The sequence below is a fragment of the Vibrio sp. C8 genome (assembly GCF_054051265.1).
Genome location: NZ_JBPAOE010000003.1, coordinates 138,462 through 150,562, shown reverse-complemented (window position 1 = coordinate 150,562; position 12,101 = coordinate 138,462). Strand labels below are relative to the sequence as shown.

Annotated in this window: 12 protein-coding genes; 8 read left to right on the top strand and 4 right to left on the bottom strand. The window is 42.9% G+C overall.

Annotation, left to right across the window (positions count from 1 at the left end):
- Positions 1–180, top strand: a 180-nt coding sequence (locus ACRQQK_RS02315) for a transketolase-like TK C-terminal-containing protein (protein WP_457509891.1), incomplete at its 5' end; no start/stop codon positions are given.
- A gap of 230 nt (positions 181–410) precedes the next feature.
- Here ACRQQK_RS02315 and ACRQQK_RS02310 read toward each other — a convergent pair.
- Together ACRQQK_RS02310 and ACRQQK_RS02305 are read right to left on the bottom strand one after the other, a co-directional pair.
- Positions 411–1,973 (bottom strand): methyl-accepting chemotaxis protein, encoded by a 1,563-nt coding sequence (locus ACRQQK_RS02310; protein ID WP_457509890.1) that lies wholly within the window; start codon positions 1,971–1,973, stop codon positions 411–413.
- A 205-nt stretch (positions 1,974–2,178) separates the two neighbouring features.
- Positions 2,179–2,793: an OmpA family protein gene (locus ACRQQK_RS02305; protein WP_457509889.1), complete on the bottom strand. Its 615-nt coding sequence runs from the start codon at positions 2,791–2,793 to the stop codon at positions 2,179–2,181.
- 153 nt (positions 2,794–2,946) lie between these two features.
- Between ACRQQK_RS02305 and ACRQQK_RS02300 the strand changes: the two genes are divergently transcribed.
- On the top strand, positions 2,947–3,573 hold the full coding sequence (locus tag ACRQQK_RS02300) for a thiol:disulfide interchange protein DsbA/DsbL (protein WP_457509888.1): 627 nt from the start codon (positions 2,947–2,949) through the stop codon (positions 3,571–3,573).
- 11 nt (positions 3,574–3,584) lie between these two features.
- The gene (locus ACRQQK_RS02295) at positions 3,585–4,058 is read left to right on the top strand and encodes an FKBP-type peptidyl-prolyl cis-trans isomerase (protein WP_457509887.1); all 474 of its coding nucleotides are present in this window, start codon (positions 3,585–3,587) and stop codon (positions 4,056–4,058) included.
- Between the two features lie 74 nt (positions 4,059–4,132).
- Here ACRQQK_RS02295 and ACRQQK_RS02290 read toward each other — a convergent pair whose 3' ends face one another.
- Positions 4,133–4,735 carry a beta-phosphoglucomutase family hydrolase gene (locus ACRQQK_RS02290; RefSeq protein WP_457509886.1) on the bottom strand — a complete coding sequence of 201 codons (603 nt, stop codon included), beginning with the start codon at positions 4,733–4,735 and terminating at the stop codon, positions 4,133–4,135.
- Positions 4,736–4,875: 140 nt separating this feature from the next.
- Between ACRQQK_RS02290 and ACRQQK_RS02285 the strand changes: the two genes are divergently transcribed.
- Positions 4,876–6,639, top strand: coding sequence for a methyl-accepting chemotaxis protein (locus tag ACRQQK_RS02285; RefSeq protein WP_457509885.1), 1,764 nt, complete (start codon positions 4,876–4,878; stop codon positions 6,637–6,639).
- A gap of 85 nt (positions 6,640–6,724) precedes the next feature.
- Here ACRQQK_RS02285 and ACRQQK_RS02280 read toward each other — a convergent pair whose 3' ends face one another.
- Positions 6,725–7,255, bottom strand: coding sequence for an N-acetyltransferase family protein (locus tag ACRQQK_RS02280; protein ID WP_457509884.1), 531 nt, complete (start codon positions 7,253–7,255; stop codon positions 6,725–6,727).
- A 164-nt stretch (positions 7,256–7,419) separates the two neighbouring features.
- Here ACRQQK_RS02280 and ACRQQK_RS02275 point away from each other — a divergent pair, with 164 nt between their 5' ends.
- The 4 genes from ACRQQK_RS02275 (at position 7,420) to napH (ending at position 12,033) form a co-directional block, all read left to right on the top strand.
- On the top strand, positions 7,420–8,541 hold the full coding sequence (locus ACRQQK_RS02275) for an acyl-CoA desaturase (protein WP_457509883.1): 1,122 nt from the start codon (positions 7,420–7,422) through the stop codon (positions 8,539–8,541).
- A gap of 302 nt (positions 8,542–8,843) precedes the next feature.
- On the top strand, positions 8,844–10,211 hold the full coding sequence (dcuC, locus tag ACRQQK_RS02270; protein ID WP_102942256.1) for an anaerobic C4-dicarboxylate transporter DcuC: 1,368 nt from the start codon (positions 8,844–8,846) through the stop codon (positions 10,209–10,211).
- Between the two features lie 204 nt (positions 10,212–10,415).
- Entirely contained in the window at positions 10,416–11,177 is a 762-nt protein-coding gene (gene napG, locus ACRQQK_RS02265) for a ferredoxin-type protein NapG (RefSeq protein ID WP_042483438.1), read from the top strand.
- 10 nt (positions 11,178–11,187) lie between these two features.
- A complete protein-coding gene (napH, locus tag ACRQQK_RS02260) occupies positions 11,188–12,033 on the top strand; it encodes a quinol dehydrogenase ferredoxin subunit NapH (protein WP_457509882.1) in 846 nt (281 codons plus the stop codon).
- Positions 12,034–12,101 lie beyond the last annotated feature (68 nt).

Sequence of the window (12,101 nt, the reverse complement as noted above, 5' to 3'; positions counted from 1 at the left end):
ACTGCACGTATCGCTATCGAAGCAGGTATTGCGGATTACTGGTACAAATACGTTGGTCTAAACGGCAAAATCATCGGTATGACCACATTCGGTGAATCTGCACCAGCAGACGAGCTATTCAAGATGTTCGGCTTCACTGTTGAAAACGTGGTTGAGAAAGCTAACGATCTACTGGCTTAATCAAATACGATAAAGAATAGAAATCCCCGCCATTGTGCGGGGATTTTTTTGTGCATAAAGATATCTCGCTACAAAGATATTCATACTGCCGGCACATCAGTCGCGAGTAAATCTCGACCAAAGAGCAACTAAACGTTGGGAAAAGTAACTCTCCAAGTCAAAGAGCTTGCTTCTTAAAGCTTCAATAAAAACGGAGACGCTAAGTCTCCGTTTTTATTTCTGGTCTTTTATTACTTCTCTTCAAAACGTGCCGCGAGAGTTATGAAATTATCGACTTGTTGTTTCATCTCTCGGCTGTGCTCACTGACAATACTCGTAGCCGCAACGTTTTGAGTCGCAGCTGATGCGATAGAGTGAATATGGTGGTTCACCTCTTGAGTCAAACCGCGCTGCGCTTCTGCTGACTTCGCCATATCACCCACTAAGGTTTGCATCTCCGAAAGCATTCGTTCAACTTCATAAAGTCGATTACCCGTTTCCTCGGCAACTAGACCACACGCCTGAGTTTGTATTTGACTTTCTTGAATCTCATGTTGCCAAGTGCTTATGGTCTCTACCATCGCAGATAAACTATTTTGAATTTGGTGAGTCGCCTTTTGCGTTCTTCCGGATAAAGCCCGAACTTCATCAGCAACAACTGAAAAGCCTCTGCCCTGCTCCCCTGCTCTGGCGGCTTCAATAGCCGCGTTAAGCGCGAGCAAGTTCGTTTGAGCAGCAATACCATCGATTTCTTCCATCAACTTACTGACCGCATTAGCTTGATCGCTCAATTGATGGGTAGTGCCTGTTGCTCGTTCAGCTTGCTCAGCCAAAGCCATTAGGTCAGAGTGCGTCTGTTGAATAGTTTGCTTCGTTTTCAAACATTGATTCTGCGCTTGATCTAACAAGGAATAGGCTTCATTAGTGCTGCTGGAAACCGCATCAGCGGCAGACTCTACCGAATCAGTTGCACTCATTACGCTCTGAATATCAATGTTTTGCTGTTCCAATGCTTGGTTTACTTCAACACAAGTTTGGTTAAGTTGTTCAGAAGTCGCATAAAGCGGCTTAGCGGAATCCACCATTCGCCCCAACACGGTACGAATACGTGCTGAGTACATACGCAGATGATAATCCGCATAGGAAAACTCACTGTTACCTGAATAAATAAGGCGGCTGATACTGTCGTATTTATTCTTCAGCTTGTTAATCTGGCGAGGTGTTTCAATCAGTTCATTTCTAAATAGCAATGATAAAGCAGCAACAGGCAATAGACCCGAAATTAACTGAACGACACTGCTTGCAGATGCCAAATATGCTAGTGATGGCGCAGATAGTGAACCAGCTAAAATGGCGTAACGAACAGAAACAGGCAAAGTAAATGAGAAACTCTTACCGCTTTTCTCTGCTTTACACAACGCTTTATAGGCTTTACTTGCTGTTTCAACGCGTTCGCGTTTTGGTTGTACACGGACCGACTGATAACCGGCTAGCTTTCCATTTTGGTAGATAGGAGTGACGTAAGCATCGACCCAGTAATGACCGTTGGTTTTAGTACGGTTCTTAACAATTCCACGCCATGGATGGCCTTTTTTTAAGTGACTCCACATATCAGCGAATGCCGCTTTAGGCATATCAGGATGACGAACGATATTGTGGTTCTGCCCTAACAACTCACTTTCAGTAAATCCGGCTATACGACAGAAGGTTTCGTTACAGTAGGTAATAACGCCTTTCAGATCTGTGGTAGAAACTAGTTGATCTGTCTTTCCGACTGGAACCTCCAGATCTGAGGGAACTTGATGAAATGACATACTTCTCGATATCTTATACGTTATATTTTGTGAGGGAATGTACACAAACGTTAATATTGTTTCAAAATTATTATCGCATTTTATTCGATAACTGAGAGTGCTATCAATTTCCTTTGAAATGATGAGGACATTAAACAAAAATCCCAGCCGAAGCTGGGATTTAGAGTAGATGAAGGACTTATTAATTAAATGAGTAATTGAGCAATTAATTATTTGAAACAATGAATAACAGTTCTACTCTGCGGTTACACGCTCGCCCTTCTGTTGTGCGGTTGGTACATGCTGGGATGTATTCACCATAGCCACGTGTATAGATAGCGTCTTTAGCTACTCTGTTTTTAATCAAAGTTGTTTTCACTGTATCTGCACGTTTTACAGACAACGAATCATTAAACGTAGGTTTACCCGTGCTGTCAGTATGCCCATCTATCACAACATCGATGCCTTGTTGTCGTGAAAGAAAATCACTCATCATCGATAACCAGTGATAGGAATCTTGTGAAACCTTAGAAGAGCCCGTTTCAAATTGAACAGAATCTTTTAAGCGAACCATGACATGGTTGCCGGGCAGAACTTCATAATCCACGCCGTTGTGTAATAAAAATTGTTGCAAGGCTTCGTAGCTGCTCGTGCGAACTTGACCCAATGGACCACGTACACCAGAAGTTGCACTACGCGATGGCGCTACCCAATCAGGATTACGGACATCCGTCTCGCCTTTCGGAGCCGCATCTAACAAATTATTACTGAACATACGGTCAGTTTGTAGTGAACCACAACCAGCTAATAACAACATCAATGGAAAAACTAAAAATTTCATCGAATACATCACCCTTCAATCTAACTACATACCTTTATCGGCACCATTTATAAAACTTTATAGAAAATTGATAACAATTTGTTTATCCGCGGTTTGCGTCACATCGTTAAGCCGTTAGAATCTAAGCTAGTGTTTTTGAAAGGCGAATCTAATATGAAAAAATTGCTCACTGGCTTTATAAGTCTGTTTTCCTTGGTATTTTTACTCTCTGGTTGCAGCGACAATTCAACACCAATCGAAGGAGAACAATACCAACTATTGCCAGCAAATCTTTCTACCTATCGCTTAGCACCTGTAACTGAAGTGTTTTCACTTACCTGCGGCCATTGTCGAAAAATGGAAACCATCATTCCTCAACTAGAACAGTTGACGAACGAGCACTTTGGTAAGCTGCACGTGACTTTCAATGAAGGTGCGAAAATCGGCGCTATGATTTACTACACAGCGGCGATGCAGATAGATGGTATTCCAGATACTGCGATGATGGAGGAATTGTTTGCAGCGGTTCAAATGGGCGAAGGTTCAACACTAACTGAACGCCAAGCAGCGATTGAAAAAGTCTTTACAGACCGAAACCTAACGACCCCTTATCACTTAAGTCAAGATCAGCAAAAATCGGTGATGGGTATGATGAAAACCGCAGACAAAGCGTCACGTGAAGGCCAAATCAATGCCGTTCCTACTTTTGTTGTCAAAGGAAAATACCAAGTTCTTACTAGTGGCCACAAAGATGTGGAAGGTATTGCCAAAACTATCAGCTACTTACTAACTCAACCATAAGACCAATAACCATGTATAAAATCGTATTTCCTATTGTTATTTTTGTACTTGCGGCATTTTTCGTATACCGCACTTGGACAAACCATAAAGCCGGTGAAGAGCAACTTGCACAAGGTCAGGCATTCTTAACAGAGAATGCAGCTAAACCAGATGTTCACACCACTGAAAGTGGTTTGCAGTATCTTGTGCTTGAAGAAGGAACAGGTACTGTCCATCCAAAAGCAAACAGCAAAGTTACGGTTCACTACGAAGGTAAACTGCTTGACGGTACTATCTTCGACAGTTCTTACCAACGCAATGAGCCGATTACATTTGGCTTAAACCAAGTGATTAAAGGCTGGCAAGAAGGTGTTCAGTTGATGGTTGAAGGGCAAAAAATGCGCCTTTTCATCCCTGCAAACCTTGGTTATGGCAAAAGTGGCACTGGCCCTATTCCGCCATCGGCGACACTGATCTTTGATGTTGAATTGATTGCGATTAACTAATCACTGGCACTTTGTTTAATGCCAGAAAGTTGCTAAAGAGCCGTTCCAAAACGGCTCTTTTTATTGAAATGAGATTAAGCGGGATATGGAAAAAACTGCAATCCGTGTTCTGTCACCATAATGCAATCCATACCACCTGCGTGCGCAGCTTGTTTACCGAGATCGGTATCTTCAAACACCACGCACTCTTGAGGTTCTAATCCCAATAATTCACACGCCGTTAAAAACGTTTGTGGGTGAGGCTTATGATTTTCAACATCTGTCGCCGTGACTAACGCATCCAACTTATCAAGCATGTTTACTCGGGTCAGTAGCTTAATTGCGCTCACGCGTTGGCTCCCGGTACCTACCGCCAATTTCTTCTTACCTAAGTTTGCTTCAAGCAGGTTCGCAGTATCTGTAATCAAATCGCCGCTTTCATCAATTTGACTAAACGCCTTCATCTTGTAATCAGAGACCGCTTTAGGATCGAGTTCAATGCCATACGCTTTACTCACCTCAACAGCAATTTTTATACTCGGCATTCCGCCCATGCTTTGCAGCCATTTTGCATCAAATGGGAAGTCAAATTTCTCAGCGGTAACACGCCAAGCTTCGACGTGTGCAGGCATAGTATCGATAAGGGTTCCGTCCATATCAAATATCAAACCTTTGTACTTTTCTACGTCTATAGTCATCCGACCAAGGCTCCTGTCATAAAACTTTAATAATTGTCGTGCATATATTAGCCGACACTGAACTTAAGGGGGCGATTTCCCCCTGCACTCACGACGATAATAACAAAAATATCTATAAACTTTATAAACCAGGTAATCATATGAATATTAAACAAAAGCTGTATTCATTAGGTGTTATTGCTGTCTTGGGCATCATCACCCTTCTAATTAGTTCTAATTACTTCGCGAATACTACACGAGAATTAACTCACGCCATCACTTTAGTCGACAAGCTTGAAATTCGATTACTTAATTTACGCCGTAACGAAAAAGATTTTTTACTTCGCAGCAGCACTAGTTACCTAGATACATTCAAAAAGAATAGCGAACTCTTTTTAAGTTTAGAATCTGAACTGTCGCTTATTCTGTCTTCCAATCAACTAGGGTCATCGGCGGATCTGCGCAATGATCTGCTGTCTTATAAAAAAGGCTTTGAAGATCTGGTTGCCGCTTATGTTCAACTTGGGCTGGATAAAGAATCCGGTTTATTTCAAAAGTACTACGCTCTCTTTAATCAAGCGTTCAACAATGCTAACAAAGAAGGTCAGCTTGAGCTAAGTCAATTTGATGACAATGTTCTCGCTGGTGTGGTTAATCCGCAAGGAGAAATCGCATCAATGTCCGAACTTACTGCAGCCGCGAAAGCTGTGACTCTACAAGAGCAGAAAATAGGTTTGAAATATAACGAAGGTTTGTTAGGCAATACGCGTAACCTTTCACACAATGTTGAGCAGCAATTTAAAACATTTTCTGAAACACTCACAAAAGCGGTTGAAAATCGCCGTGCTGAAATCGACATGATTGAAAATGGCATTACTGTGTTCGTGATTATCGTAATCTTTGGGCTTATCTTTCAGATTAGCCGAACAATCAACATTCGCGTTAACCGTATGTTGAATGTTATTCACAATATTTCTGATACCAACAATATCGGGTTGCGCTCAGACATCACGGGTAAAGACGAACTTGCGTCAGTCAGTCACTACTTCAACAAACTGCTCGATAAGTTCGAGACGCTGATTTCAGGCTCTCAGGCAAAATCGAACCAGTTATCGGCCAGCACTGCTGCAATGCACAATGAGTTGGAAGAAGTACTGCAACACTTTAATGCCCAAGCTGAACACACCGCTATGATGGCAACATCCGTACAGGAAATGGTTTCCGCTATCGGTGAAATTTCAGAGAGTACCAGTGTTGCAGTTGAAGGGGTTCAACAAGCCTCTCACAATGCTGAAAACGGTCGTCTGGTGGTTGATTCCACAGTGAGTAATATTGAGCAGCTTTCTAAAACGTTGGAATCTAGCCAGCACTCAATTACGTCTTTGAATAATCATGTTGAGAAAATTGGCGGCACTGTGAACATCATACAAGGAATCGCTGAGCAGACGAACCTTCTTGCACTTAACGCTGCAATTGAAGCGGCTCGTGCGGGCGAACAAGGCCGAGGGTTTGCTGTGGTAGCCGACGAAGTTCGCTCACTGGCAACAAGAACTCACGAGTCGACAGAAGAAATCACCAAGGTCGTTGCAGCCATTCAGTCACAAATGGGGCTGGTCGTAAAAGACATTGAACAGTGTAATGCTCAGAGCCAAGAAACCTTGATGGACTCCCATAAACTTGATGAAAGCCTGAGCCTAATTCTTTCAGATATGAGCAACATTCAAGCAAACTCTGAACGCATCGCTTCTGCGATAGAAGAACAAGGCATTGTGATGAACCAAGTCAGTGAGTCGATCACAGAGCTAAACTCTATCTCAGAAGACAATATGCATTCAGCACAGCAAGTGATGTCTGAAGTGGACATGGTCTCTCAACAAGCTAAAGAGATGGACCATGCAGTTTCAGAATTCACCACTAAGCGCTAATATTCAGTAAGAATCGCCACAAAAACAGTAAAGCCCAGCAAATGCTGGGCTTTACATTATGGCTAGACTATCCAAATACCTCTATTTATTCGATGGATGCCAGCATCAGTTTTGGTGTTTTCCAAGCGTAAACAAATTCTGGAACTTCACTGCCACAAGGTGCTTTCCATATTTTTTGCAATTGATGCTCGCCGCCGATGTGATCGTAAAAGTCGATAGCCTGTCTGTTTTGTTCCAATACTTCCAGATAAACGCCATTATCTGGGAAATAGTGATCAATCCACTTTGCCATTTCGCGAATCAGCTTCTTGCCGAGTCCACGTCCCTGATATTCAGGGTCAATATGCAGTGATTCAATAATACTACCGCGCTCAAAATCGTGATTTCCAAACGCACAAATAAAACCAATTAACTGGTCTTTTTCTTCCAACAACAAAATATGCTGATTAAAAGGTGGGTTGGTCAGGCGGGTTTGCCAAATCACAAGTCTGTCCGGCAATGCTTCATCATCAAGATAATTTTGCTTCAGTAAACCTTGGTAATTTGCTTTCCAACTTCGAACATGAAGAGCAGCGATTTTTTCATAATCGCTATATTCCGCTATCCTAATTTCCATTTATTAGTCCTTATAACTTCCTGTAAGGATTTCTAGTACCCATTCATACTATTCATTTAGGATGAAAAAGCAAAACATACTGGTCACAATTTTGCTAAAGTTATTTGACTTACACGTGTTCGCTGATAATCTAGCGCACACTTGTAAGCCCAAAGGACTTTATCATGACAACTAAGCCGCCAGTTATATGGCTAAATGTCGCAATATTCTCACTCAGTTTTATTTTAGCTGTGGTTGTTACACCGTGGTTTGGTTGGCATTTTGGCTTCGGTGCTGAGCACTGGGTTTGGCTGATCATCTGTTTTTCTTTCTGCAACTTGTCAATTACGATGGGCTATCACCGCTTATGGTCACACAAGGCTTTTGAAGCCCATTGGCTAGTTCGTTTATTGTGTGCTCTTGGCGGCGCATTTGCATTACAGAATAGCGCGCTGCATTGGTCTTCTGATCACCGAGTACACCATAAGTTTGTCGACCAGAATGACAAAGATCCCTACTCAGCAAAGAAAGGCTTTTGGTATTCACACATTGGTTGGATGCTGCGACATTATAACCAAGCGCTGTATGACGACTACAGTAACTGCCGCGATCTTCAAAAAGATAAGATTGTTATGTGGCAACACCGTTATTACGTGCATCTTGCTGTACTCATGAATATCGGTGTGCCTCTGCTACTCGGTATTATCTATAACGATATTATCGGAATGTTGCTGATGGTTGGCGCTGTTCGTCTAGTACTTAACCACCACACTACTTTCTTCATCAACTCACTGGCGCATATTTGGGGTTCACAACCATACACCAATAGAAACACCGCTAGAGACAACGGTGTGTTGGCTTTCTTCACTTTTGGTGAGGGCTATCATAACTATCACCACATCTTTGAAAATGATTACCGAAACGGTATTTATTGGTGGCAATACGACCCAACCAAATGGCTGATCAAAGCATGCTCATGGGTAGGCTTGACTAAGAAATTAAGAAAAGCACCACCGCTGAAAATCGAGAAAGCGCGTGCACAGATGGCACTTGTGTATGTGCAAAGCAGAATCCTGTCATTACCAAATCACGTAGTACTAATGAATAGCTTTCAGAATGAATTTGATGCTTTCATGAGCGAACTTCATAATTACTACGATATTAAAAGACAACTGCTTGAAAGTAAGAAAAACCTAGCATTTAAGAAGTACGAACGTTCTATGCTGAAGGTTCGCTACGAGCAGGTTAAACTAGATTTTGTTGAAAAAAGAAACCGCTGGAACCGTATAGTATCGCAATACGCTTAATTCTCCCTCTCTTTTAAAAAAGTGGCGCATTTGTGCCACTTTTCTTTTTTTATCGTCTAACATTAGAAAATCTTGTGCAAACAATAATATTAACTAATGAATATATTTCTTAATATTATTCGGGGTTATTATTCACAAAAAGCACAATACCCTATAAATGATAGTTAAATTTTTTTTGCTTTAGATCATTCAAAGTGCAAGTTGAACTCGTGCCACAGAGAAGTTTCGAGTAAATTGCCGTAACACTTTGCAACATTTATTTTTAACTTTACTCGCATCATTCTCATAGATTGGAGACTACTATGCTTGAACTTCTCATCGGGTTAGTTGTTACGATTGCTGTTGGATACCTGATCGTAAAAGGCTACAAAGCGGCTGGCGTACTACTGACTGGTGGTCTTGTGCTACTCATTCTCACCGGTATTATTGGTCACACTGTATTGCCTAAAAACGTCGCTTCAACAGGCAACTTACTGACCGATTCATTGGAATACGTCAAATTCATGCTGCAAAACCGAGGCGGCGGCTTAGGTATGCAAATCATGCTGTTGTGTGGTTTTGCTTCTTACATGACTCACATTGGTGCAAATAATGTTGTGGTGAAACAGTTTTCTAAACCACTTTCTTTTATTAAATCACCATACATATTGCTTGTTTCTGCGTACATCGTAGCTTGTTTAATGTCTCTGGCTGTAAGCTCTGCAACGGGTCTTGGCGTGCTTTTGATGGCAACCTTGTTCCCTATGATGACAGCGATGGGTATCTCGCGCCCAGCAGCAGCAGCGGTATGTGCTTCACCAGCGGCAATCATTCTTTCTCCAACCTCTGGTGACGTGGTCATTGCGGCTGAAAAATCAGGCTTGAGTCTAGATGTGTTCGCAGTACAAACCGTTCTACCTGTGTCTATCTGTGCCATTATCGTTATGGCGATTACCGCTTACTTCTGGAACAAATATCTGGATAAGAAAGACAACACACCAATGGAACGAGTTGATGTGTCTGAAATTGAAGTGAATGCACCGGGTTATTACTCAATTCTGCCATTCCTTCCAATTATTGGTGTATTCCTGTTCAACGGTAAAACCATCGAAGGTTTATCTCTGGATATCTACACTATCGTTGTCGCTTCTATCTTTGTTGGTGCCTTAGTTCACTACGTATCTCGTAAGTTCAACGGTAAAGAAGCTTTAGAAGACCTAGAAGTGTGTTACGACGGTATGGCCGATGCGTTTAAAGGCGTGGTGATGCTATTAGTGGCAGCAGGCGTATTTGCACAAGGTTTAATGTCTATCGGTGCTATCGACAACCTACTTCACCTTGCAGAAACTGCGGGCGCAGGTGGCGTTGCACTAATGCTTATTCTGACCATCTTGACTGTTGCCGCAGCAATCGCAACAGGTTCAGGTAACGCTCCTTTCTACGCATTCGTAGAGCTAGCGCCATCACTGGCTGCAAAATTGGGTCTGAACCCAGCGTTCCTAATTATCCCAATGCTACAAGCTTCAAACCTAGGCCGTACTATTTCTCCGGTATCTGGTGTTATCGTTGCGACTTCAGGTATGGCGCACTTAAGCCCGTTTGAAGTGGTTAAACGCACCTTCCTACCAGTGATGACAGGTTTGATTACCGTAATTATCGGTACTACGGTTCTTGTTCCTATGATGGCGTAACATCAACCGAACTTAACCATAAAAAGGCCAGCGATTCGCTGGTCTTTTTGTTTTCAATCTCTGCACATTTTTGCATTTATATTAGCTTTCACTTGACCTGAATCAACGGAGCGTTCGTACACTACTTTGGAGGTAGCGACTATTCTTATGCACACAGATAATGTGGTTATAATTTTAGTAGTGCGTTTTATACAGGGTTGGCGTATGAAAACTTCTCGTCCAAAAATTTCCGAAAGCCGCCGTCGGTTCTTAAGAGATGCGTCCAGAACTGCAGTCGGTGTCGGTGCAGCCGCGTCACTCCTCGGATTGCAATCTCTGCAAAGTCAGGCAAGAGAAACCTCTGGTGTCCCTATTCGTCCACCGGGTGCATTACCGGGTAACGATTTCGAAAAAGCCTGCGTGCGTTGCGGCTTATGCGTTCAGGCATGTCCATACGATACTTTGAAGTTAGCTTCGCTTCTTTCACCTGTTGCAGCGGGTACGCCGTACTTTACAGCTAGACAAATACCTTGCGAGATGTGCGAAGACATTCCTTGCGTAAAAGCCTGCCCCAGCGGTGCACTCGATCCTGCGCTGACCGATATAGACGATGCAAGGATGGGAACAGCAGTACTCATCGACCAAAAGAACTGCCTTAATTTTCAGGGCTTGCGTTGCGATGTTTGTTATCGCATCTGCCCTGCAATCGATAAAGCCATCACCCTTGAAACCATCCGGAATGAAAGAACAGGTTTTCACGCCAAATTTATTCCCACCGTTCATGCCGACTACTGTACGGGCTGCGGTAAGTGCGAAGAAGCCTGTGTGTTAGATGTGGCAGCTATAAAAGTAGTGCCAACAGAACTTGCACAAGGTCAGCTAGGTAAACATTACCGCTTAGGATGGGAAGAACATTCTGAAGTGCGTATCGACACCGAAGAACACGGTGGCGTTCCAATTAAACCATTTAATGGCAACCAGCTTTAGGAGGTGGATGATGGCTAAGCATTTGGCTAAAGACGCCGGTAAAGCGGCAATACAAAACTTAGGTTGGTGGAAAGCGCATCGCTTTTTGATCCTTCGTCGAATTTCTCAATTTTCCATTATTGCGTTGTTTATGGCAGGCCCAATATGGGGAGTATTCAAGGGAAACCTGTCTTCAAGTACCTTATTTGATGTCATTCCGTTTACCGATCCACTACTACTGCTGCAAACTATCGCGGCAGGGCATCTTCCTGAGTTCACAGCAATTTTAGGCGCACTGATTGTTGTAGCACTATACGCAATGATCGCACCAAGAGCCTTTTGTGCTTGGGTTTGCCCATTGAATATGGTCACTGACTTAGCCGCGTGGCTACGTAGAAAATTGAATCTAAAAGCGAGCTATTCATGGCCAAAGAGTCTGCGTTATTGGTTAATTCCGGTACTGCTGATTGGCAGTGCCATTTCCGGAAGTGCGTTATGGGTGTGGATTGACCCTGTTTCTGCACTGCATCGGGGCCTGATATTTGGTATGGGTGCTGGCTGGATGCTGATTGTACTTGTCTTCTTACTCGATCTGTTACTGGTCGAACATGGTTGGTGTGGCCACTTATGCCCGTTAGGCGCGACCTACGGCATTATTGGTAAACAGAGCATTATGCGTGTCACCGCCACAGACAGAAACGCCTGCACCAAGTGTATGGATTGTTTCAATGTCTGCCCCGAACCACAAGTTCTTAGAGAGCCGTTAAAAGATGGCGATATCAGAGTGATGGATCAGGATTGTATTAGCTGCGGACGTTGTATCGATGTGTGTTCTGAAAAAGTATTTGAGTTTAAAACTCGTTATTCGAAACAATAACAACTGCTAAAATTGCAATCTGTAACTAGCAAACAAAGAAAAAAGAGGCGATTAGCCCCTTTTTTTTG